The following is a 23,401-nucleotide window of genomic DNA, read 5'->3' as shown; positions in this document are numbered from 1 at the left end:
TGCCCCTCCGGCAGTGGTTCCTCGCGCTATCGGCCCCCAGCCATCAAGGTATCGCACATGACCTCGTTCACCCGCAACACACCGTCCCCAGCCTCATTCGAGGTGCCGCAATGAGCATTGACCAGATCAGCCTGCCCAAGGGCGTAGGCCCACATGCCATCAAGTTGCTGGAGGCGATCACCGGCGCCAGCACGCCTGAAGACCTGAATCGCGCAGGCGGCAAAGCCGAAGGTTTTGTCCTGGGCCTGGAGTCCACCAAAGCCATCAAAAGCCAAATCGCCGAGTCGTTGTATGTGGCTTACGACGACGCTGCCAGCCATCGTGCGGCTGAGTTGAAGGGCTAGTAGCTGCACGCCCCGGCTGTCGAGCAGGGCGTGGTGGCTGGGTTGTCTACACGATCAGACTCAATAACCAGCCCGCTGCGCCGCTGCCTGCAACCACGAGCCATGGCGGCAGTTTGCAGAACATCAGCGCCACCAGGGCGATCAGTGCCAGGCCGAAGTCTTGTGCGGTGAATATCGCGTTGGTCCACACCGGTTGGTACAGCGCCGCCAGTAATAAACCCACCACCGCGGCATTCACGCCGGCCAGTGCGGCCTGTGCGCGTGTGTTTTGGCGCAGGCTTTGCCAAAAGGGCAGGGCGGCGAAGATCAAGAGAAACGACGGCGCGAAGATAGCCAGCAGGCAGATCACGCCGCCGAGCCAGCCGGTGGGGGCCGGGTTCATCGCGGCGCCGAGGAACGCGGCGAAGGTGAACAAGGGCCCGGGCACGGCTTGGGCCGCGCCGTAGCCGGCGAGGAACACGTCGTTGCTCACCCATTGCGGCGGCACTACTTCGGCTTGCAGCAGGGGCAGTACCACGTGGCCGCCGCCGAACACCAGCGAGCCGCTGCGGTAGAACGCGTCTAGCAGCGCCAGGCTCTGGTGGGGCAGCGTCTGGGCGAGGAGCGGCAGGCCCACCAGCAGGATCAAGAACAGCGCCAACCACATCACTCCCGCGCGGCGGCGGATGGGGATGGCGAGTGCGTCGTGGGTGGCGTTGGGGACGGGGTTGAACAGCAGCAGGCCGACGACGCCTGCGCCGGCAATCACCGCGACCTGGCCCCAGGCCGACGGTATCGACAGGGTAATGACGGCGGCCATCAGCATCAGGAGCATGCGCCCCCCGCTATGGCACAGGTTGCGCGCCATGCCCCACACGGCTTGGGCGACGACCGCCACGGCGACGACTTTGAGGCCATGCAGCGCGCCGTTCGGTATGGCCGAGCTATGCTGGGTCAGGCCCAGGGCGAACAGGATCAAGAGCACGGCGGACGGCAAGGTAAACCCGGCCCAGGCCGCCAGTGCACCGCTGTAGCCTGCCCGTGACAAACCCAGGGCGATGCCCACCTGGCTGCTGGCCGGGCCGGGGAGAAATTGGCAGAGTGCGACCAGGTCTGCATAGCTGCGCTCGCTCAACCAGCGCCGCCGCGTGACGAATTCATCGCGAAAGTAGCCGAGGTGGGCGACAGGTCCGCCGAAGGAGGTCAGACCCAGGCGCAGGAAAATCAGGAAAACCGACCAGGGACTGCTGCGGTGATCAGCGGGGACGTTGGCCAAGCGCTCGATTCTCTAAGGAATGGGAAGAATCAACGCACCCTAAACCTTTTATATGACGTGAAAAAGGTGCGGGCTACGCGAAAACCGGTCAATCAAGTGGATTCGTTTCGGGGCCGATTGAATTTATGGCCGCAAGGTTGGGTCATTTGAGACGTTACGGTGCCAACTGCGTGCGCCATCCATATAGGGACCGACCATGACGTTCTTCATCTTCCTGCTCGCCTGCGCTACCGCTGCCAGCACCGGCATCATGTTCAAGCCCGGCGCCTGGTATCAATCCCTGGTCAAACCGCGCTTCACCCCACCCAATTGGTTGTTTCCGGTGGCCTGGACGATCATCTATTTGCTACTCGCCTGGGCCGGTTACCGCCTGAGCCTGATCCCCGGCAGTCAGACAGTGCTGGCCCTGTGGGCGGCGCAGATTGCCTTGAATACGCTGTGGACCCCGGTGTTCTTCGGCGCGCATCGGATTCTTGCGGGGATGCTGATTATCACGCTGCTCTGGCTCACCGTGGCGGCGATGGTGGTGCTGGCGGTGCGCCTGGACCTGATCACCGGGTTAATCCTGTTCCCGTACCTGGCGTGGCTGAGTGTCGCGGCGGCGTTGAATTTCTCGATCCTGCGCAATAACCGTTGATGGCCTACACGCGTTGGCCTGCCAGTGAGCCCGAACCGGCACAACTGCGCCGCTTCAACAAATAGCTCGCTTGGCGGCCGCGCGGTGGATTTTCTTCAGCCGGTACATATCACCATCGGCATGGCTGAGCAGCGTATCGGCATTGTCCCCGTCAGCCGGGTAACGGGCTACGCCGATGCTGCACGATGGCATTGTCACCGGGCCAAACTCAGGGCCCAGCGGTTCGGCCATGATGGCAAGGATCTGCTGTACCTTCTCGGCCACCGCCTCTTCTGAATGAAGATCGGTCAACAGCACGGTGAATTCATCCCCACCCATCCGCGCTACTGTGTCGGTGTCCCGCACACAGCCTTCCAGGCGTCGTGCAATGGCACATAGCACGCGGTCGCCGGCGGCATGTCCATGCACATCATTGATGCCCTTGAAATCATTGATATCCAGGAACAGCAGCGCCAGTGTGCTGTTCTGGCGGCGCGCGTTGCGCAACGCGGAGTCCAGCCGATCATTGAACAGCGAGCGATTGGTCAGGGCGGTCAGCGGGTCGTGGTGGGCGAGAAAGCGCAGTTCCTCCTCGGCCTGGGTGAGGGCGGTGATGTCCCGCGCCACGCCGATCCGGGCGCCCACATCCTCGGACCAGAATGCCGCCCACAGGATATGCACGACACTGCCATCCTTGCGCAGATAGCGGTTGCGGAAATCGACGTGGGGCTGGCCGTTCATCACCCGGATGATCGAGGCTCGGGTGGCCGCCAGGTCTTCAGGGTGCATATAGTCGGTGATCAAGTTGCCGGTCAACTCGTCGGCACGGTAGCCGAGCAGCGTCTCGCAGGCATCGCTGACAAATGCGATCTGATTGTCCCTGTCGACCACGAAAACCGTATCCAGCATCAGATGGATCAGTTTGGGGTAGAGCGCTTGCAGGTCAACGGGCATAGGTCAGTGCAGTCCGGTTCAAATATCGGCCTGATCATATCCCGAACCTGCAGGCTGGCAATGAGCAATCTTGACTATCGGCCTACCGCCGATCTATCCATACCGTCTGCGCATTGCAGAATTCCCGCACGCCGAAATGTGACAGTTCGCGGCCAAACCCACTCTTTTTCACCCCGCCAAACGCCACCCGAGGATCGGACACGCTGTAGGCGTTGATAAAGACCCCGCCGGTTTCCAGCTGGTTGGCGATCTGGCGTGCCTTGGCTGGGTCGCGGGTGAAGAGGCTGGCAGTGAGGCCGAACTCGCTGTCGTTGGCCAGGGCCACGGCATGCTCGGCGTCGCGGGCGCTGATGATCGAGGCGACGGGGCCGAACAGTTCCTGTCTGAACGAGGTCATCTGGTCGGTGACGTTGGCCAGGACGGTGGGGGCGTAATAGTTGCCCGCGCCTTCAATAGGATGGCCGCCCAGCAGCAGGGTGGCGCCTTCGGCCAGGGTCGCCTGGACTTGTGCGTGCAGCTCGTCACGCAGGTCGAAGCGGGCCATGGGGCCAATGTAGGTGTCGCTCGACGTCGGGTCGCCCATCACCAGTTGGCGGCTGGCTTCAAGGAATCTGGCGGTGAACGCCTCGACCACGCCTTGCTCGATGATCAGGCGCTTGGCGGCGGCGCAGACCTGGCCGGAGTTCTGGAAGCGGCCGATCACCGCCGCTTGCACGGCGGCGTCGAGGTCGGCGTCGTTGAGCACGATAAAGGGGTCGGAGCCGCCCAGTTCCAGTACGCACTTTTTCAGCGCGGCGCCGGCTTGCGAGCCGATGGCGATGCCGGCGCGCACGCTGCCGGTCAGGGTCACGGCGGCGATGCGTGGGTCGGCGATGGCCTTGGACACGCCGTCGGGGGTGACGTTGATCACTTCGAACAGGCCATCGGCGAAGCCGGCTTTGTGGAAGGCCTGCTGCATCAGGTAGGCGCTGCCCATCACGTTGGGCGCGTGCTTGAGCACGTAGGTATTGCCGCTGAGCATGGTCGGCACGGCGCCGCGCAGCACTTGCCACACCGGGAAATTCCACGGCATTACCGCGAGGATCGGGCCCAAGGGGCGATATTCGATCTGGGCGCTGCCGTTGTCCACCAGGGTCGGTTCCGGGGCGAGCATGGCCGGGCCGTGGGCGGCGTACCACTCGGCCAGCAAGGCGCATTTCTCGATTTCGCCACGGGCCTGGGCGATGGGCTTGCCCATTTCCAGGGTGATCATTTGCGCCATTTCTTCGGCTTGTTCGCGCAGGGCGCCGGCCAGGGCCAGGAGCAATTCGGCGCGCTGTGCCACTGGCGTATGGCGACCCTTGTGAAAGGCGGTGCTGGCGCGAGTGAGGGCGGCATCCAGTTGCGCGGCGGATTCGTACGGGTAGCTGCCGACGGTTTCGCCATTGGCGGGGTTGATCGACAAGGCATGGGTCTGGTGAGTGATAGCGTTCATGGCACCGTCCTGCGCAGTGTTGGAGAAGGTGCCCAGCGTACGGGGCTGTATCTTTTCCGGGAACTGAATAATATTAAGCAATACGTTCACGATTGGAGAATGACTTGGATCTGGTGCAGTTGGAGATTTTCAAGGCCGTGGCCGAGCAAGGCAGCATCAGCGCCGCCGCACAGCTGATTCATCGGGTGCCATCGAACCTGACCACCCGTATCAAGCAATTGGAGCAGGACCTGGGTGTCGAGCTGTTTATCCGTGAGAAAAGTCGACTGCGCCTGTCGCCTGCCGGCTGGAATTTCCTCGGTTATGCACGGCGCATCCTTGACCTGGTGCAAGAGGCCCGCGCCACCGTGGCGGGTGAGGAGCCCCAGGGCCCCTTCGCCCTGGGCTCGCTGGAAAGCACCGCCGCCGTGCGAATCCCGGCATTGCTTGCGGCCTACAACCAGAAACACGCCAAGGTCGAACTGGACCTGACCACCGGGCCCTCGGGCACGATGATCGAAGGCGTGTTATCGGGGCGACTGGCGGCAGCGTTTGTCGATGGACCGGTGTTGCACCCGACCCTGGAGGGAGTGGCGGTGTTTGAGGAGGAGATGGTGGTGATTGCGCCCTTGCATCACGCGCCGATCAGCTGTGGGCAGGATGTGAACGGTGAGAACATCTATACCTTTCGCTCCAACTGCTCATACCGGCACCACTTTGAGCGCTGGTTTTCCCAGGACGGCGCGATGCCGGGGAAGATTTTCGAGATGGAGTCGTACCACGGCATGCTCGCCTGTGTCAGCGCCGGCGCCGGGCTGGCGCTGATGCCGCGCAGCATGTTGGAGAGCATGCCGGGGTTTACCACGGTCAGCGTATGGCCGTTGGCCGATGAGTTCCGCCTGCTCAACACCTGGCTGATCTGGCGTCGGGGCGCGGTGTCGCAGAGTTTGGACAGTTTTGTGCAACTGCTACAGGAACGCATTCCCCTGTAGGCGTCGGCAAGCTAGCCACCAAACTGCAGGGTGCCCATCGCCAGTTTCGTCATCAGCGCCGTGGCCCCCAGTTGCACCAGCCACAAGGCCAGGCCGCCGAGGAAGACGCCCAGGGCGACTTGCAGCACCAGGCTTTTTTGCCGCTTGGCTGGGGGCGTGCGGGGGGTGAAGTGATCCAGTTCGTCGCGGTCGGCACGCAGGTCCAGGTCGTCGTTTCTCATAAGGCTCTCGCAGCAAAGGGGCAGTCGGTGTTCAGTCTAGGGGTTGGGCGCCGCAAGTGGTGAACTTGTTGTGGCGAGCGAGCTTGCTCGCGTTGGGGCGCATAGCGGCCCCTTGTTCAGGCACCGTGGTGGTCCAGTAAGTTCAGGGTGGCAGGTATTGGGGCTGCTGCGCAGCCCAACGCGAGCAAGCTCGCTCGCCACGGGGGGCACAAATGGAAAGGGGAAGCCACTGGCTTCCCCTTCGTACCCCGCGATCAGGCTTACAGCACCTGCACAATCGCCTTGGTCACGGCAGCGATATTTGCCTGGTTCAACGCCGCCACGCAGATGCGACCGGTGTCGAGGGCGTAGATACCGAACTCGCTGCGCAGGCGGGTGACTTGCTCTACGGTCAGGCCGGAGTAGGAGAACATCCCGCGCTGGCGACCGACGAAGCTGAAGTCGTGGCCCGGAGCAGCCTTGGCCAGGTCGCTGACCATCTGCTCGCGCATGCCGCGGATGCGCAAACGCATTTCGGCCAGTTCTGCTTCCCACTGGGCGCGCAGCTCTGGGTTGTTGAGCACTGCCGCCACAATCGCCGCGCCGTGGGTCGGCGGGTTGGAGTAGTTGGTGCGGATCACGCGCTTGACTTGGGACAGGATGCGCACGCTTTCTTCTTTCGATTCGCTGACGATGGACAGTGCGCCCACGCGCTCGCCGTACAGCGAGAACGATTTGGAGAACGAGCTGGACACAAAGAAGGTCAGGCCCGACTCGGCGAACAGGCGCACGGCGGCGGCATCTTCGTCGATACCGTCGCCAAAGCCCTGGTAGGCCATGTCGAGGAACGGCACCAGGTTTTTGGCCTTGACCACTTCCAGCACGTCTTTCCAGTCGGCCGGGCTCAGGTCGACGCCGGTCGGGTTGTGGCAGCAGGCGTGCAGCACGACGATGGACTGGGCGGGCAGGGCGTTGAGGTCTTCCAGCAGGCCGGCGCGGTTCACATCGTGGGTGGCCGCGTCGTAATAACGATAGGTCTGTACCGGGAAGCCGGCTTTTTCGAACAGCGCCTGGTGGTTTTCCCAGCTTGGGTCGCTGATGGCAACTACGGCATTGGGCAGCAGTTGCTTGAGGAAGTCAGCGCCGATTTTCAGTGCGCCGGTGCCGCCAACGGCCTGGGCAGTGATCACCCGACCAGCGCTCAACAGCGGCGACTCAGTGCCGAACAGCAGCTTTTGCACGGCCAGGTCGTAGGCGGCAATGCCATCAATCGGCAAGTAGCCACGGGCGGCGTGTTGCGCCACGCGAATGGCTTCCGCTTCGGCAACGGCACGCAGGAGTGGAATCTTCCCCTCCTCGTTGCAGTAAACGCCCACGCCAAGGTTGACCTTGTCAGTACGGGTATCGGCGTTGAATGCTTCGTTGAGGCCCAGGATAGGATCGCGTGGTGCCATTTCGACAGCGGAGAACAGGCTCATTTTTGCGGCAGCTCTATGGGGGAATGGAGGGACGTGTCGCGCTCCAGCCGAATGCACTAGAGCGGTGCACAAACGGGGAGCTAGTATAGAGGCCAACACCGCTCGCGGCGACAGCCGAAATGGCTTTTCGGCCAAGTTTTTCGGTTTATTTATCGACCGTTAGTCTTATTGCAACATTGATGGCCGCAGGCATGCAGGACGATTGCCTTGAAACCCGTCACATTCGCCTCCACTTCTACAGCTATCATGGTTTTTTCCTACGGCTCGCTCTGATATTTAGCAGGCTGTGGTCTTTTTCGTCCCCGACGGGTTTACAGTCTGGGGTGACTTCAAGAGGTACGTTATGTCGGATTTCCAACTAGTCACCCGCTTTGAACCTGCTGGCGACCAGCCCGAGGCCATCCGCCTGATGGTCGAAGGCATCGAGGCTGGCCTGTCCCACCAGACCTTGCTTGGGGTGACCGGCTCCGGCAAGACCTTCAGCATTGCCAACGTGATCGCGCAGATCAACCGCCCGACCCTGGTGCTGGCACCGAACAAGACCCTCGCCGCGCAGTTGTACGGTGAATTCAAGGCGTTCTTCCCGAACAACGCGGTGGAGTACTTCGTCTCCTACTACGACTACTACCAGCCCGAAGCCTATGTGCCGTCCTCCGATACCTTTATCGAGAAGGATGCGTCGATCAACGACCATATCGAGCAGATGCGGCTGTCGGCGACCAAGGCGCTGCTGGAACGCAAGGACGCGATCATCGTCACCACCGTTTCTTGCATCTACGGCCTGGGCAGCCCGGAAACCTATTTGAAGATGGTGCTGCACGTCGATCGCGGCGACAAACTCGACCAGCGCGCCTTGCTGCGGCGCCTGGCGGATTTGCAATACACCCGCAACGATATGGACTTTGCCCGCGCGACCTTCCGCGTGCGTGGCGACGTGATCGACATCTACCCGGCAGAGTCGGACCTGGAAGCGATCCGGATCGAGCTGTTCGACGATGAAGTCGAGAGTTTGTCGGCCTTCGATCCATTGACTGGCGAAGTGATCCGCAAACTGCCGCGTTTCACGTTCTATCCAAAAAGCCACTATGTGACACCCCGTGAAACCCTTTTGGATGCCATGGAGGGGATCAAGGCCGAGCTGGCCGAGCGCCTCGAATACCTGCGCGCCAACAATAAGCTGGTGGAAGCCCAGCGCCTGGAGCAGCGCACGCGTTTTGACCTGGAGATGATCCTCGAGCTGGGCTACTGCAACGGCATCGAAAACTACTCGCGCTACCTGTCGGGGCGCGAATCCGGCGCGCCACCACCGACCCTCTACGACTACCTGCCGGCAGACGCTTTGCTGGTGATCGACGAATCCCACGTCAGCGTGCCGCAAGTCGGCGCCATGTATAAAGGCGACCGTTCGCGCAAGGAAACCCTGGTGGAGTATGGCTTCCGCCTGCCTTCGGCGCTGGACAACCGGCCGATGCGTTTTGACGAATGGGAAAGCATCAGCCCGCAGACCATCTTTGTGTCGGCCACGCCGGGCAACTACGAGGCCGAGCATGCTGGCCGGGTGATCGAGCAACTGGTGCGTCCCACCGGCCTGGTCGACCCGCAAATCGAGATACGCCCGGCCCTGACCCAGGTCGATGATTTGCTGTCGGAGATCACCAAGCGCGTGGCCCTGGAAGAGCGGGTGCTGGTTACCACGCTGACCAAGCGCATGTCCGAAGACCTTACCGATTACCTCGCCGACCACGGCGTGCGCGTGCGTTACCTGCACTCGGACATCGACACGGTGGAGCGCGTGGAGATCATCCGCGACCTGCGCCTGGGCACGTTCGATGTGCTGGTGGGCATCAACCTGCTGCGTGAAGGCCTGGACATGCCCGAGGTGTCGCTGGTGGCGATCCTGGACGCGGACAAGGAGGGTTTCCTGCGCTCCGAGCGCTCGCTGATCCAGACCATTGGCCGTGCGGCGCGTAACCTCAATGGCCGGGCGATTTTGTATGCCGACCGTATCACCGGCTCCATGGAGCGGGCCATCGGCGAAACCGAGCGCCGCCGCGACAAGCAAATTGCGTTCAACCTGGCCAATGGCATCACCCCCAAGGGCGTGTTCAAGGACGTGGCCGATATTATGGAAGGCGCCACCGTACCGGGCTCGCGCAGCAAGAAGCGCAAAGGCATGGCCAAGGCTGCCGAGGAAAACGCCAAGTACGAAAACGAACTGCGCTCGCCGAGCGAAATCACCAAGCGTATCCGCCAACTGGAAGAGAAGATGTACCAGCTGGCGCGGGACCTGGAGTTTGAAGCGGCGGCGCAGATGCGCGATGAGATTGGCAAGTTGCGCGAGCGGTTGCTGACGGTCTGAAGTTGCGTTGATGGGGCAGGCCTCATCGCAGGCAAGCCAGCTCCCACATGTGCAATGCATTTCAACATGTGGGAGCTGGCTTGCCTGCGATGGCGGCGCAGTGTCGGTTACGAAAGGCAATGGAATATAGCCAGCTAACGATCTGCCAAATAGCTATCTCGCGGTTGCAGCCCCAACCTTGGTTTATATGCCCTTTGTTGATCGGCCCACGCTGGAGCCGGGGGGCTTGGGGCTGTTACCATTCGCCCCTTGTTTTATTTTCAGCTTTATTGCCCATTCGAGACCCGCCATGACCACCGTCCGCACGCGCATCGCGCCATCGCCTACTGGGGATCCCCACGTCGGTACTGCCTACATCGCCTTGTTCAACTACTGCTTTGCCAAGCAGCACGGCGGTGAATTCATCCTGCGGATCGAAGACACGGACCAAGTGCGTTCGACCCGTGAGTCGGAACAGCAGATTTTCGATGCCCTGCGCTGGTTGGGCATCACCTGGGCTGAAGGCCCGGATGTCGGCGGTCCACATGGCCCGTATCGCCAGAGCGAGCGCAGCGACATCTATAAAAAGTACACCCAGCAACTGGTCGACATGGGCCATGCCTTCCCGTGCTTCTGCACCGCCGAAGAACTGGACCAGATGCGCGCCGAGCAACAGGCCCGTGGCGAAACCCCGCGCTACGATGGCCGCGCACTGCTGCTGTCGAAAGAAGAAGTGGCCCAGCGCCTGGCTGCCGGTGAACCTCACGTCATTCGTATGAAAGTGCCGAGCGAAGGCGTGTGCGTGGTGCCAGACATGTTGCGCGGCGATGTGGAGATCCCGTGGGACCGCATGGACATGCAAGTGCTGATGAAGACCGACGGCCTGCCGACGTACTTCCTGGCCAACGTGGTCGATGACCACCTGATGGGCATCACCCACGTACTGCGTGGCGAAGAGTGGCTGCCATCGGCGCCCAAGTTGATCCTGCTTTACGAATACTTCGGCTGGGAACAGCCGCAGCTGTGCTACATGCCGCTGCTGCGTAACCCGGACAAGAGCAAGCTGTCCAAGCGCAAGAACCCGACCTCGGTGACCTTCTACGAGCGCATGGGCTTCATGCCTGAAGCGATGCTCAACTATCTGGGCCGCATGGGCTGGTCGATGCCGGACGAGCGCGAGAAGTTCTCGCTGCAGGAAATGGTCGATAACTTCGACCTGTCCCGCGTCTCCCTGGGCGGGCCGATCTTCGATATCGAGAAGCTGTCGTGGCTCAACGGCCAATGGCTGCGTGACCTGCCGGTGGAAGAGTTCGCCAGCCGTGTGCAGCAGTGGGCGTTGAACCCCGAGTACATGATGAAGATCGCCCCGCTGGTGCAGGGCAGGGTGGAGACGTTCAGCCAGGTCGCCCCACTGGCCAGTTTCTTCTTTGCCGGGGGCGTGAACCCGGATGCCAAGCTGTTCGAGTCGAAGAAGCTCTCGGCCGACCAGGTTCGCCAGTTGATGCAGTTGATCCTGTGGAAACTTGAAAGCCTGCGCCAGTGGGAGAAGGACGCCATCACCGCAACCATCCAGGCGGTGGTCGAGTCCCTGGAGTTGAAACTGCGCGATGCCATGCCGCTGATGTTTGCCGCGATTACCGGGCAGGCCAGTTCGGTGTCGGTACTTGATGCGATGGAAATCCTCGGTCCTGACCTGACCCGCTTCCGTCTGCGCCAAGCCCTTGATTTGCTGGGCGGTGTGTCGAAGAAAGAAAACAAGGAATGGGAAAAGCTGCTGGGTGCTATCGCCTAGTTAAGCGCTGGTAAGGTCAAAACCCCGGCTTTCCGGGGTTTTGACGGTAAGTGATTGTTATCCCGGCAAAAAACTTTGAAAATTGTTGAAAATAAATTTGACAGCCTTTCAAAGCGCCATTAAGATTCGCCCCGTCCTCACCGATGAGGGGCTATAGCTCAGCTGGGAGAGCGCTTGCATGGCATGCAAGAGGTCAACGGTTCGATCCCGTTTAGCTCCACCAATTTACAGGTTCAAGGTCTGGCCACACCGTCCTTGAATTGATCAGGCCCAGCTTGATCAGGTTGTACAGAAGGTTTTGTCCCCTTCGTCTAGTGGCCTAGGACACCGCCCTTTCACGGCGGTAACAGGGGTTCGAGTCCCCTAGGGGACGCCAGTTTCAACAAGCAGCTCGCAAGGTCTGCTGCGCCGCGAGGCGAAAAATCCGGGGCTATAGCTCAGCTGGGAGAGCGCTTGCATGGCATGCAAGAGGTCAACGGTTCGATCCCGTTTAGCTCCACCAATTTACAGGTTCAAGGTCTGGCCACACCGTCCTTGAACTGATCAGTCTCAGCCTGATCATGTTGTATAGAAGGTTTGTGTCCCCTTCGTCTAGTGGCCTAGGACACCGCCCTTTCACGGCGGTAACAGGGGTTCGAGTCCCCTAGGGGACGCCACGATTACCCGCTCTGCGGGATTTATAAGGGTCATTCGATTATTGAATGGCCCTTTTGTTTGTCTGGCGTTTGGGTTTTCTCCCTCCCTCTACAAAAAATATCTTCTGACCAGCGGTCGAATTCAGCGCTTGCTAAAAAGTATTATGAAGATAATATTTTAACCGTAATATTCGGAGGCCGTCATGAGCGATAAAAAAGCGCAAACCCGTGAACGTATTCTGCAAGCCGCCAGCTCCGCGCTGATTCAGCGTGGCCCGGCCGAACCGAGTGTGGGTGAGGTCATGGGGGCCGCGGGCCTGACCGTTGGCGGCTTCTACGCCCACTTTGAAAGCAAGGACGCCTTGATGCTGGAGGCGTTCGAGCAACTGCTGGCGCGGCGCCGGGCGTCTATCGAAGATATGGACCCCAGCCTGACAGGCGAAGAGCGCCGCGCCCTGGTGGCGGCGTTCTACCTGTCGCGCAAGCACCGTGATTCTACCGCCCAGGCCTGCCCGATCCCGGCCACGGTGGGCGAGATGAGCCGCTTGCCGGATGAGTTTCGCGATGTGCTGAGCCAGCACGTCGAGCTGATGGCTGCGCAACTGGCTGCCAGCCCGGAAGACACCGACAAAGCCCTGGCCGACATGGCCTTGATGATTGGCGGCCTGGCATTGGCCCGGGCCCTGGGGCCGGGCGATTTGTCGGATCGTGTATTGCGCGCCTCCAAGTCGGCAGTGCGCTGAACAAGGCTTGTGAGCCTGGGGAGTGAAGGGATGAGCACCTTGAACTGGATTCGCCGTGTCAACGGCACCGTGGGCAGGCTGGCGCCGCAAACCATCGCCAACCAGATGCGTCGCGCCTTCATGACGCCTCGGGATCTGCCGCCCCGTGCGTGGGAATTGCCGCTGCTGGCGCAGGCCGAGCGCATCACCTTGCGTTTTGGCCTGTCGGCGCTGCGTTGGGGTCAGGGCCCGGCGGTGCTGATGATGCACGGCTGGGAAGGGCGCCCAACCCAGTTCGCCAGCTTGATCGACGCATTGGTGGGCGCCGGTTATTCGGTGATTGCCCTCGACGGCCCGGCCCATGGTCGCTCGCCAGGCCGTGAGGCCCACGTGGTGCTGTTTGCCCGGGCGATGCTGGAAGCGGCCGCTGAGTTACCGCCGCTGCACGCGGTGGTCGGTCACTCCATGGGTGGCGCCAGTGCGATGCTGGCCATCCAATTGGGCCTGCGCACCAATGCGTTGGTGAGCATTGCGGCCCCTTCCCGTTTGCTCGATGTATTGCGCGGCTTTGCCTCGGTGGTCGGCATGCCGGAGCGGGCGCGTGCAGCGTTTATCCAGGAGGTCGAGTACGCCCTGGGCATCCCGCTCAAACACCTGGATGTGGCCCACTATCAAATGAATATCCCAGGGCTGATCGTGCATGCCGAAGACGACACCTTCGTCCCGGTCAAGGCCTCACAGATGATCCACGAGGCCTGGTTCGACAGCCGCCTGTTGCGCCTGGAGCAAGGCGGGCATCAGAAGGTCCTGGCCGACCCGCGAGTGGTCGAAGGCGTGCTGGCGCTGCTGGCCGGCTGCCGTGAACCGGCGCGGCAAACCGCTTGAGCCAAGCGATGGGTTACACTGCTGCCCGCCGACATTAATCGACCGGGAGCTGGGCATGGGCTGGGACTTGGCAAAGCCGTTTATCATTGATCTGCAGGTGGCCGCTGAGGACATCGACGGCCTGGGGCATGCCAATAATGCCGTTTACGTCTCCTGGTTGGAGCGTTGCGCCTGGCGCCACTCCCAGCGTCTGGGCCTGGATCTTGCCGAGTACCGGCGCCTGGATCGGGCCATGGCGGTGGTGCGCCATGAAATCGACTATCTGGCAGCCGGCTACGAAGGCGATGAGTTGCAACTGGCGACCTGGATCGTCGATTGGGACCAGCGCCTGAAGATGACCCGGCGCTTCCAACTGATGCGCCCCAGTGATGGCGCCACCTTGTTGCGTGCGCAAACCACCTTTGTCTGTATCGAACTCTCCAGCGGCAAGCCCAAGCGCATGCCGGCGGAGTTTATCGAAGGCTATGGCGTGGCGATCCACATCTGACAAGGGGGTTAACGGTTGCTGTGGGAAACCCAGTAAACTGCGCCACGTTTTTCGTTGAGTGTTTTCCATGCAAATTGCCTTGGCGCCCATGGAGGGGTTGGTCGACAACATCCTGCGGGACGTGCTGACCCAGGTGGGCGGTATTGATTGGTGCGTGACCGAATTTATCCGGGTCAACGACCGCCTGCTGACCCCAGCCTATTTCCACAAGCTTGCTCCTGAACTGCTGCACGGTGCCAAAACCGCTGCGGGCGTGCCTTTGCGTGTGCAGTTGCTGGGCTCTGATCCCGTGTGCCTGGCGGAAAACGCCGCGCTGGCCTGTGAGTTGGGGTCTGAGGTGATCGACCTGAACTTTGGCTGCCCGGCCAAGACGGTCAACAAGTCCCGCGGCGGCGCGGTGCTGCTCAAGGAACCGGAACTGCTCAACCAGATCGTCGAGCACGTACGTCGTGCGGTGCCGGCGCATATCCCGGTGACCGCCAAGATGCGCCTGGGCTTCGACAGTCCGGACGGTGCGCTGGTGTGTGCCACTGCTCTGGCGGAAGGTGGTGCGGCACATATCGTGGTGCATGCGCGGACCAAGGCCGATGGCTACAAGCCGCCAGCCCATTGGGAGTGGATCCCGCGTGTGCAGGACGTGGTCAAGGTGCCGGTGTTCGCCAACGGTGATATCTGGAGTGTCGAAGACTGGCGACGCTGCCGCGAGATCAGCGGTGTCGAGGACATCATGCTCGGTCGCGGCCTGGTGGCGCGTCCCGACCTGGCCCGGCAAATCGCCGCCGCACGTGCCGGTGAAGACGTGGTGGAGATGAGTTGGGAGGAGATGCAGCCCATGCTTCGGGAGTTCTGGACGCAGTCTGTAGCGCAACTGACTGAGCGCCAGGCACCAGGTCGTCTGAAGCAGTGGCTGGCGATGCTGACGCGCAACTACCCGCAAGCTGTAGAGCTGTTTACCGCGCTGCGCCGGGAAACCGACCTTCAGCAGGTCAGCCGTTTGCTCGGAATGCCTCACCCCCAAGGGGTCTGAAAATTTTCTTACGGCCTCTCTTGAAATGTACTTGGCGGTCCTTATCTAGGGATTACACGATGCCGAATTCGGGTCGTGGAGATAAAGAACCTTGCTGATTATTTCAGGAGATTTGACCATGAGTACCGCATTTTCCCTGGCACCGCTGTTCCGCTCTTCCGTGGGTTTCGACCGTTTCAACGACCTGTTCGAAACCGCGCTGCGCAACGAGCCGGGCAGCAGCTACCCACCCTATAACGTCGAGAAACACGCTGAAGACCAATACCGCATCGTGATCGCGGCGGCCGGTTTCCAGGAAGACGATTTGGAGTTGCAGGTAGAGAAAGGCGTCTTGACCGTCAGTGGTGGCAAGCGTGACACCAAGGCCGAGAACGTCACCTATCTACATCAAGGCATTGCCCAGCGCGCCTTCAAGTTGTCGTTCCGCTTGGCGGACCATATTGAGATCAAGGCCGCAGACCTGAGCAATGGATTGTTGAGCATTGACCTGCTGCGAGTAGTGCCGGAAGAGGCAAAGGCCAAGCGCATCCCGATCAATGGGGGGCAGAAGCCGGCCCTGCAACACTGAGTCTATATTTTTAAGTTTTTCATCTCTTCAAGAAAGGGCGCCTCTGGCGCCCTTTTTTTGTTTAAGGCGCTAAGGGCGGGAGTAAGTGATTTAACCAGTAGCGCTACGGTTGTTGTTTAGTTGAAAAGTGCCGATTGGTTTTTTGTACTAGTGAGTGTGTGTAACTTGTTTTTAGTTTTGCCCAAGTTTGGAAGGTGTAAAGCGGATTGTGTTTTTTGGTTTTACTGTGCGTGACCACTGTATTTTTCGCGCGGGAAATATCACGGGCCGTCCTGTGAAAGATTGAGGAATCATGACGTTTTTTTTCATCGAGGCAGTTTATTAACGGGTATGACGTTGTTTTCCCCAGGAAAAGCGCTGGGAAGCTGATTTTCTGCAGAAGTCCATAGGTAAAAGTCTGAAGTTCTCTATTAGTGTCCTTATGTTTTCAGGGATTTCTGGAACCCGAACGCTTTTTGCTCCACGAAATCATGGACTTTGATTCGGTTGCTACCGTTTCAAGTCATCAGTAAATCGTGTTCGTTATGGGTATTTGAATGCCCTGGTGCTTTTCTGAAAAGAGGGATGACTAATGTCTTATCTATCTGTTAATAATCCTCCGAGCGTTAATGTCGGTAATCATCAGCTTGATCGGGCCGCGCCGGTAGCTGCTCAGGTTGGAAGTGTTGACGCAAGTAAGCCGCTGGGGGCTAAGCCGAGTGTTTTGCCAGATTATAACCGTACCGTTGCGAATGGGCGGGAAAGTACAGTCGTCAGTACCGACGCACTTTCAAAATTGCTTGATATGTTTGAACTTCTCTTTAAGGCGATGCGAGATGTGCTGTCTGGCAAAAAACACTCTCCTGACGTTTTGCCGACAATGGACAAGCCGACTGAAGTGAAATCCCAGCATGGGGATAACCCGGCCCTCCCAGGCAAGGAATTGAAAGCACCGATTGACGCGGGTAAGCCGGTAATTTCAGGCGAAGACTTAAAAAACCAGCTCGATAGGGACAAACCGGCCGAGAAGAAGCCGCAAGCCGAGAGCCAGCCGGCGGTTCCGGGCAAGGACACCAAAGTGCCGCTCGAGACGGACAAACCGGTCGAGAAGAAGCCGCAAGCCGAGAGCCAGCCGGCGGTTCCGGGCAAGGACACCAAAGTGCCGCTCGAGACGGACAAACCGGCCGAGAAGAAGCCGCAAGCCGAAAGCCAGCCGGCTGTTCCGGGCAAGGACGCCAAAGTGCTGGTCGAGGCGGACAAGCAGGCCGAGAGCAAGCCCTTAATCCCGGGCAAGCAACCCGCAGTGTCGCCGGATATCAAGGTCTTGCCCCGGGTTCCAGATACAGACTCCAAAGTGTCCTCCGACTCAGTGGTGCGGGTGAACGTTAATATCAACAACTGCCATTGCCCGGCGGACGCTCATTCGGCGATTGACGTTCGTACGAAGCCTGGTTCGGTACCTGCGTCGCTGGTACCCGTGATCACGACGAATGTGACACCCGAGTTGGAGCCCCAGCGGCCCGTGCCCATGATCAGCAGTCGCGTGAAACCCGGCGTGGTCCCCCAACCGGCGCCGCCAGTGGTCGATAGTCGCGTGAAGTCTGGCCCGGAACCCAGAGTGGTAGTACCCCAGACCGACGCCCGTGTAGAACCTGATGCCTTGCCACTGCCAACCCCAGCAGTACAGCCGGACAAGCCGCTGCCAGGGACTGACCTGACCTCCCCGGGCCCAGACTGCGGTCCAGATGAAATGGGTTGGGCTACGGCCTTCTCTCGTCGGCCCTAGTACCTCTTCAGAGCCTGTAAACCTTTAAATTCAACCAGTTGCTTCTCCGGTCAGTGACCGGCCGGAGGGGCACTTAATGGGGGTCAGAATCATGTCCGTGTTAAACGTTAACAGCGCTGTACACCTCATGTGTGATTGTTCGGGACGGCAGGGGGAGGCGTTTCATGGCGCCACCCAGAGGCCCTCGATACAGCGTTTGGGGGGCAGCACGGCTTCCCGTCAGCACTCGGTAAATAACCACTTCAAGCGGGCGACGGGTGAGGTGAAGAAGCCTGCGGCGGACTTGCAGGCCATTATTTCGATGTTCAGCGCTTTCTTGAGCCAGCTTTCAGCATTGCTGTCAGGCCGTAACGAACAAGACATCGTCAAGGTTGTTCCCGAGCCGGTCAGGCCGGAGGTTAAGCCAACACCGGTAGTGCCAGAACCGGAGACGGCACCTACACCTCTTCCTGACCTATCGAGTAAGCGCAATGGGGCCAAGTGTGACGATATCTGGGGCGGTTTCCGCCAAGGGCCCGATGGCAATTGCGTGACTGTTTCGGCGATCAAGGCAGCCATGCATAAGTTTGGGCAAAGCCCTACCGATGTTTATAAACGCGTCCGTAAAACCGCCCAGGGCTATGAGGTCACGATGCGTGATGGCTATTACTTGACCGTGAGCCACCAGGAGTTGAAGCAGGCGGCTGCAGGGGCACGGTTTTTTGGACGAGACAAAGGCGCACTCAAGGATGCTGAGTTTATGTTTGCTTGCAGTGTCAAGCGTGCGCATTTGGATAATAACGATGGCAGGGCTGCGAGAAGTTTTAGCGCGGCAATACGCAGTCTCAATAATGGCGAAGATGAAAATGGTCCCGGTGAAGGTTTTCAGCGGCTGGGCTTAATACATTATATGAAACGTGTCCCTGTAAGCGCCCTGGCCCGGGGGCAGGTAGGGATGGTCAATCGGGCCATGCATTCGGTTGCAGTGATTGATGGTCGGGAGGAGTTGTGGGGCCGAAAAGGCAGGGCGCCAACGTACGGGGATGCAGTGGCTTTAATCGGTTGAGTAAAGTTGTAGAGGGTCTGTTGAGTAAGCTTTAAAAATAAGAGTCGCTGTAGTTATCCTGCGCAGGTTTTTGTTGTTCATTTTTCTGGCTTTTCAATGTCTGGCATTTGTTGTTTTTTAACAATGCGTTTTTGTCGTGTCTTTAATATTGTTGTGGGTAGGGGGTGTCATGAATGTAAGTATGTTTAATCCGTTAATTGCTGATGGTTATAAGGCGGCTCTTGAGCCGGCCAATAGTTTTTCCTCAGGTGAGTTGTCGATAAAACATGGCAAGAAACCCGATGATATCTTGAATGCTTTTACCGCCACCCCGCGCGGTTTTGGTGAGTGCTTTGATAGCAGCACCCATGCGGCGGTTATTAAAATGATGATGATGACGTTTGGTCAAAGCCCACAAGATATGTTTGAAGAAGTAAAAGTGGCGGGGGATGGTTATGATATTACGATGAAAGATGAATTTAAGGTGCATATTTCCAAAGAGGAACTAAAACTGACGGCGAAGGCATCGCGATTTGCTGGCAATGACAGTTCGGCCATTGCCGATGCCAATGTTGTGCTGGCGGCGTTTGCCAAGCGTAAACAACAAACCGGGGAATATGGCAGTTTCGAGCAGGCCTTACGCAAGAGCCTTGAAGGCGAAACCACGCAGAACTGCCTGCGGGGCATGGGAATGATTGGTTTTGCCCAGTTTGTGCCCACTACGGATATGGCCACCAGCGGCGCGTTGGGTGTGGTGGAGACACATAATTTTGGCTCGGCCTTTGTCATGGATAACACCCAGCATAACTACGGACACAAGCAAAGAGTTGATCGAAGTTACGGGTATATGTTGTTCAATGACACGCAGGCGCCGGAGGCATCGCCCGCAAGTCTCGAGACAGGTGCGCTGAAGTTATCCCGTGCGCCCGTGGGTGTCCCCCCCGCTGATATCTGGAGTGGCTTTTATCAAGGGGTAGAAGGCAACTGTGTCACCGTATCAGCGATCAAGGCGGCGATGATGAGGTTTGGGCAACGCCCGCAAGACATCTTTAAAAAGGTCACGGTCACCGCTGAAGGCTATGAAGTGGTCATGAGAGATTCTTATAAGTTGACCCTGACCCATGATGAGCTGAGAAAGGCCCAGGCAGCCTCCAACTTGAAGGGCACCAATCCGTCATTGCTGGCCGATGCCAATTTCTTGTACGCCGCGAGTGCCAAGCGCGCGCAGTGGGAGAACAACGACGGCCGTGCTCGTCAGAGTTTTGAGATGGCCATGGAAACCCTGAACGACGGTGAGTATCCGGGAGCGGCGCTGCGCAGGCTTGGGCTGTCGGCCTATGTCCGTGAAAGCACGGTAAAAGAACTGATAAATGGGGCGATTGGCACCCTGGCCAACTCCCACCACTCGGTGGTGGTCGTTGGCGGGATGCTGGATATGTATGGGCAAAAGTGCAACCTGGTCCAATCGCAATGGCAGGACTACTTCCTGCGTGCGTTGAAGTTGGTGTAAGGCAAATGCAGGGCTGAGGGTATTTGGCACTCTCCCTGCGCTTACCTCAATAGCAGCGTAAATGCCTCCAGGGGCAATGGCCGGCTGTGCAAATAGCCTTGATACAAATGGCAGCCCAGGCCTTGCAGGAACGCCAGTTGCTCAGGGGTTTCCACACCTTCGGCAATCACTTCCAGGTTCAGGCTGCGCGCCATGGCCACGATCGCGCGGATGATCTCGGCGTCGTTGGGGTCGTGGGTGGCGTCGCGCACAAATGACTGATCGATTTTCAACGCATCGACCGGCAGGCGCTTGAGGTAGGTCAAGGATGAATAACCGGTGCCGAAATCGTCCATGGCAAAGCTGACCCCGAGCTTTTTCAGGCGGCGCATTTTGCTGATGGTGTCATCCAGATTTTGAATCACAATGCCTTCGGTGATTTCCAGTTTCAGCAAGCTGAACGGCAAGTGATGCTGCGTCAGGCTACGCTCCACCCGTTCGACAAAGTCGTTCTGGCGAAACTGCCGGGGGCTGATATTCACGCACAGGCTGAAGCCTTCCGGCTCCACCAGGCCTTCGGCGATCAGGCGGGCAAACGCGGCGCAGGCTTCGTCGAGGATCCAGGTGCCGACCTCAAGGATCAGTCCGCTGTCCTCCAGAACCTTGATGAACTCTGTGGGTGACTGTGCGCCCAGTTGCGGATGCTGCCAGCGCACCAGGGCCTCGGCGCCGACAATGCGATTGTCCCGGGCATCCACCTGGGGCTGGTAATGCACGCTGAACTCGCCCCGTGATAACGCCAGGCGCAGATCCGTCTCCATGCGCAGGCGCTCGCTGGCAGTGCGTTGCATGCTGTTATGGAACATCTGCGTGGTGTTGCGCCCCGAGTCCTTGGCCCGATACAGGGCGATATCCGCGCGCTTGAGCAGGTCCGCCGGCGTCGAGCCGTGATCGGGGATTAGCGCCACGCCGATACTGGGGGTGACCTGCAAGCGCTGACCATCGAGAAACATCGGCTCGGACAGCAACTCGCGCAGGGTGTTGGACAGCAATTGCACCTGTTTACTGACCTCAATTCGTGAACCCTCCAGGCCGCTGAGCAGCACCACGAATTCATCGCCGCCCAGGCGCGCCACCGTGTCCTCCATGCGCACGCTGGCTTCCAGGCGTGCGGTGACGATTTTCAGCACGGTGTCGCCCACCGGGTGGCCGAGGGAATCGTTGATGTGCTTGAAGTGATCCAGGTCCAGAAACAGCAGCGCGCCCCGCAGGTTGTGGCGTTTGAGCAAGGCGATCTGCTGGCTCAGGCGGTCCATCAGCAGGGCGCGGTTGGGCAGGTTGGTCAGGGGGTCGTGATAAGCCAGGTGACGGATCTGCGCCTGCGCACTTTTCAGCAGGCTCACATCCCGTGCGGTCAGCAGCAGGCACGGCGTTTCATTGAGGGTAATCGGCTCGACCGACACCTCCACCGCCAGCAACTCGCCGCGTTTGTTGTGCCAGAGCATGTCCATGTGATGGATGCGGCCTTTGACCTGTAATTCGGCCAATAGCGTGGTGCGCTGGTTTTCGTCGGCCCAGATACCGATCTGGTAGAGGGTCAGGCCGATCGCTTCCTCGGCGCGGTAGCCGGTCAGGCGGCAGAAACCGTCATTGACCTCCACGTAGCGCCCAGTGTCGCGCTCGGTAATGGACACGGCGTCGGGGCTGGAATGGAAGGCCTTGGCGAACTTTTCTTCGCTGGCCTTGAGCGCCGCTTCCGAGCGCTGTTGCTGGGTGATATCGCGCAGGGTGGTGACCACGCAGCGCTGGTGGCCGACCTTGATCAACCGGCTGGAAATCATGCAGGTCAGGCGCTGGCCATTTTTGTGATGGACGATGATGGCCACATTGTTTAGCGCCTGTTCGCGAATCACTTGCTCGATGCGCTGCAGGCGTTGGGTCGGCTCATCCCACAAGCCGATCTGCTCGGCGGTGTGGTTGATGACTTCGGCGGCGCTCCAGCCAAAGGTCTGGGTAAAGCTGGGGTTGATTTCAACGAATTCGCCGCTGGCCAGGGTGGTCACGCAAATCGGGTCGGGGCTGGCGAGGAACAGGCTGGCGAACTTTTCTTCGGAGGCGCTCAGGCGCTGTTCACGTTCGACCTGGTCGGTGATATCCAGCAAGGTGCCCGCCATGCGCAGCGGTGCGCCCTGGGCGTCGCGATACAGGCGGGCGCGGCTTTCCAGGTAGCGCGAGCTGCCGTCTCCCAGTTGCACGCGGTAGGTCAACTGGTAGTTGCCGGCCGGCCCTTCACGCAGGGTGCGATAGGCATCGCGCATGCTGGCGCGCTCTTCATCGGGCATGCCTTCAAAAAAAGCATCGAAGGACTCATGGAACGGGTGCGGATCCAGGCCGTGCAACTGTGCGGCCCGCGCCGAGCCATAAAGCATGCCGCTGGGGATATGCCAGTCCCAGGTGCCCAGTTGGGCCGAGTCCAGGGCCAGGTCCAGGCGCTCCTGACTGTCCTTGAGGGCCTGCTCGGCGTTCTTGCGCTCGGTGGTGTCGAGGAAGGTGCTGATGAGGTAGGCCTGGCCGTCGAGTTCGACCTTTTGCGCGCTGAGGGTACCGTCATGGATTTGCCCATTGCTGGCGCGAAATTGCACCTCCATGGTGATCGGTTCGCCTTTGCGCTGGGTCGCCCTGACCAACAGGGCCCGTTGCTCGGGGTGGACCCACAGCCCCAGGTCGAGGGTGGTGCGACCAATGGCATCGTTGACCGGCCAGCCGAACAGGCTTTCGAAATACTGGTTGGCCTCGCTGATCAGGCCGTCTTCCTGGCGGGTCAGCAGGACCATGTTCGGGCACAGGTGGAACAGCGTGGCGAAGCGTTTTTCCGAGTGGCCCAGGGCATGTTCGCGCTCGCGCTGCTGGGTGGTTTCACGGATCACCCCGATCATCCGGCGGCGCCCCGAAGCATCCGGCTGCAGGCTGCCGTTGATTTCCAGCCAGTGCAGGCTGCCGTCCGGCCACTGGATGCGGTGATGCATGGCTTGCTCGAAGGGCGCGCCGGCCAGGACCGCGTGAAACGCGCGGATCACGCGGCCGCGGTCTTCGGCGGCCAGCAAGTCGAGGTAGTCCAGGTCCTTGGGCAACGGCTGCCGGGGGTCGAAACCGAACAGCGCCTGGGTGCCGCGCGACCAACTGATCCGCCCGCTGTCGATATCCCAGCTCCAGGCACCGAGCCGTGCGGCATTGAGCGCCGCCAACAGCTGTGGGGCGTTGTCCCAGCTTTGTTCCGCCAGCTGGGGGTCCAGGGCGTGGATGCGGGGCAGCGGCGGCACGGGATCGACGGGGTTGGGCATTATCAAGGGGCCTTGGCTCGATGGGCATTCGGCGCG

19 protein-coding genes and 4 tRNA genes are annotated in these 23,401 nt (G+C 60.0%); 17 read left to right on the top strand and 6 right to left on the bottom strand.

Features of this window, described 5'->3' with window-relative positions; all coding sequences use genetic code 11:
* Positions 1–110: 110 nt before the first annotated feature.
* Positions 111–344 carry a hypothetical protein gene (locus PSH80_RS17985; protein ID WP_057438590.1) on the top strand — a complete coding sequence of 78 codons (234 nt, stop codon included), beginning with the start codon at positions 111–113 and terminating at the stop codon, positions 342–344.
* A gap of 46 nt (positions 345–390) precedes the next feature.
* On the opposite strand, the gene chrA is transcribed toward PSH80_RS17985, so the two are convergent.
* A complete protein-coding gene (gene chrA / locus PSH80_RS17980) occupies positions 391–1,599 on the bottom strand; it encodes a chromate efflux transporter (protein ID WP_120733631.1) in 1,209 nt (402 codons plus the stop codon).
* Between the two features lie 196 nt (positions 1,600–1,795).
* Here chrA and PSH80_RS17975 point away from each other — a divergent pair, with 196 nt between their 5' ends.
* Positions 1,796–2,236, top strand: coding sequence for a TspO/MBR family protein (locus PSH80_RS17975; protein ID WP_057438591.1), 441 nt, complete (start codon positions 1,796–1,798; stop codon positions 2,234–2,236).
* Between the two features lie 54 nt (positions 2,237–2,290).
* Here the strand turns inward: PSH80_RS17975 and PSH80_RS17970 are convergent, their stop codons facing one another.
* Together PSH80_RS17970 and PSH80_RS17965 are read right to left on the bottom strand one after the other, a co-directional pair.
* Positions 2,291–3,169: a sensor domain-containing diguanylate cyclase gene (locus tag PSH80_RS17970; RefSeq protein WP_057960191.1), complete on the bottom strand. Its 879-nt coding sequence runs from the start codon at positions 3,167–3,169 to the stop codon at positions 2,291–2,293.
* An 82-nt stretch (positions 3,170–3,251) separates the two neighbouring features.
* Positions 3,252–4,643: an aldehyde dehydrogenase family protein gene (locus PSH80_RS17965; protein WP_057960190.1), complete on the bottom strand. Its 1,392-nt coding sequence runs from the start codon at positions 4,641–4,643 to the stop codon at positions 3,252–3,254.
* Between the two features lie 104 nt (positions 4,644–4,747).
* Between PSH80_RS17965 and PSH80_RS17960 the strand changes: the two genes are divergently transcribed.
* The gene (locus PSH80_RS17960) at positions 4,748–5,614 is read left to right on the top strand and encodes a LysR family transcriptional regulator (RefSeq protein ID WP_305417779.1); all 867 of its coding nucleotides are present in this window, start codon (positions 4,748–4,750) and stop codon (positions 5,612–5,614) included.
* An 11-nt stretch (positions 5,615–5,625) separates the two neighbouring features.
* On the opposite strand, the gene PSH80_RS17955 is transcribed toward PSH80_RS17960, so the two are convergent.
* Together PSH80_RS17955 and PSH80_RS17950 are read right to left on the bottom strand one after the other, a co-directional pair.
* Positions 5,626–5,835, bottom strand: coding sequence for a hypothetical protein (locus PSH80_RS17955; protein ID WP_120733628.1), 210 nt, complete (start codon positions 5,833–5,835; stop codon positions 5,626–5,628).
* Positions 5,836–6,095: 260 nt separating this feature from the next.
* Positions 6,096–7,292: an amino acid aminotransferase gene (locus tag PSH80_RS17950; protein WP_120733627.1), complete on the bottom strand. Its 1,197-nt coding sequence runs from the start codon at positions 7,290–7,292 to the stop codon at positions 6,096–6,098.
* 343 nt (positions 7,293–7,635) lie between these two features.
* Between PSH80_RS17950 and uvrB the strand changes: the two genes are divergently transcribed.
* The 14 genes from uvrB (at position 7,636) to PSH80_RS17880 (ending at position 20,045) form a co-directional block, all read left to right on the top strand.
* Positions 7,636–9,651, top strand: a complete 2,016-nt coding sequence (gene uvrB, locus PSH80_RS17945) for an excinuclease ABC subunit UvrB (protein WP_057960188.1) — start codon at positions 7,636–7,638, stop codon at positions 9,649–9,651.
* Positions 9,652–9,940: 289 nt separating this feature from the next.
* Complete coding sequence (gene gltX / locus PSH80_RS17940) at positions 9,941–11,422, top strand: glutamate--tRNA ligase (RefSeq protein ID WP_057960187.1); 1,482 nt, start codon at positions 9,941–9,943, stop codon at positions 11,420–11,422.
* Between the two features lie 147 nt (positions 11,423–11,569).
* Positions 11,570–11,645: transfer RNA gene (locus PSH80_RS17935), tRNA-Ala, on the top strand.
* Between the two features lie 77 nt (positions 11,646–11,722).
* Positions 11,723–11,798: transfer RNA gene (locus PSH80_RS17930), tRNA-Glu, on the top strand.
* Positions 11,799–11,848: 50 nt separating this feature from the next.
* Positions 11,849–11,924: transfer RNA gene (locus PSH80_RS17925), tRNA-Ala, on the top strand.
* Between the two features lie 78 nt (positions 11,925–12,002).
* A tRNA-Glu gene (locus PSH80_RS17920) sits at positions 12,003–12,078 on the top strand.
* A gap of 182 nt (positions 12,079–12,260) precedes the next feature.
* Positions 12,261–12,800 (top strand): TetR/AcrR family transcriptional regulator, encoded by a 540-nt coding sequence (locus PSH80_RS17915; protein ID WP_305417775.1) that lies wholly within the window; start codon positions 12,261–12,263, stop codon positions 12,798–12,800.
* A gap of 30 nt (positions 12,801–12,830) precedes the next feature.
* Entirely contained in the window at positions 12,831–13,664 is an 834-nt protein-coding gene (locus PSH80_RS17910; protein WP_115128640.1) for an alpha/beta hydrolase, read from the top strand.
* A 55-nt stretch (positions 13,665–13,719) separates the two neighbouring features.
* A complete protein-coding gene (locus tag PSH80_RS17905) occupies positions 13,720–14,151 on the top strand; it encodes a thioesterase family protein (RefSeq protein ID WP_057438598.1) in 432 nt (143 codons plus the stop codon).
* 67 nt (positions 14,152–14,218) lie between these two features.
* Positions 14,219–15,178 (top strand): tRNA-dihydrouridine synthase, encoded by a 960-nt coding sequence (locus PSH80_RS17900; RefSeq protein ID WP_057438599.1) that lies wholly within the window; start codon positions 14,219–14,221, stop codon positions 15,176–15,178.
* Positions 15,179–15,296: 118 nt separating this feature from the next.
* Positions 15,297–15,746 carry an Hsp20 family protein gene (locus PSH80_RS17895; protein WP_057438600.1) on the top strand — a complete coding sequence of 150 codons (450 nt, stop codon included), beginning with the start codon at positions 15,297–15,299 and terminating at the stop codon, positions 15,744–15,746.
* A 571-nt stretch (positions 15,747–16,317) separates the two neighbouring features.
* Positions 16,318–17,511 carry a hypothetical protein gene (locus PSH80_RS17890; protein WP_305417771.1) on the top strand — a complete coding sequence of 398 codons (1,194 nt, stop codon included), beginning with the start codon at positions 16,318–16,320 and terminating at the stop codon, positions 17,509–17,511.
* A gap of 262 nt (positions 17,512–17,773) precedes the next feature.
* A complete protein-coding gene (locus PSH80_RS17885; protein ID WP_305417769.1) occupies positions 17,774–18,556 on the top strand; it encodes a hypothetical protein in 783 nt (260 codons plus the stop codon).
* Positions 18,557–18,725: 169 nt separating this feature from the next.
* Positions 18,726–20,045, top strand: a complete 1,320-nt coding sequence (locus PSH80_RS17880; RefSeq protein ID WP_128592918.1) for a hypothetical protein — start codon at positions 18,726–18,728, stop codon at positions 20,043–20,045.
* A 41-nt stretch (positions 20,046–20,086) separates the two neighbouring features.
* Here the strand turns inward: PSH80_RS17880 and PSH80_RS17875 are convergent, their stop codons facing one another.
* Positions 20,087–23,365: an EAL domain-containing protein gene (locus tag PSH80_RS17875; protein ID WP_120733624.1), complete on the bottom strand. Its 3,279-nt coding sequence runs from the start codon at positions 23,363–23,365 to the stop codon at positions 20,087–20,089.
* Positions 23,366–23,401 lie beyond the last annotated feature (36 nt).

Source organism: Pseudomonas sp. FP818 (assembly GCF_030687335.1).
In the GTDB taxonomy this organism is placed as follows: domain Bacteria; phylum Pseudomonadota; class Gammaproteobacteria; order Pseudomonadales; family Pseudomonadaceae; genus Aquipseudomonas; species Aquipseudomonas shahriarae.
The sequence above is the reverse complement of the archived record's forward strand: the minus strand, read 5'-3'. Positions and strand labels throughout refer to the sequence as shown.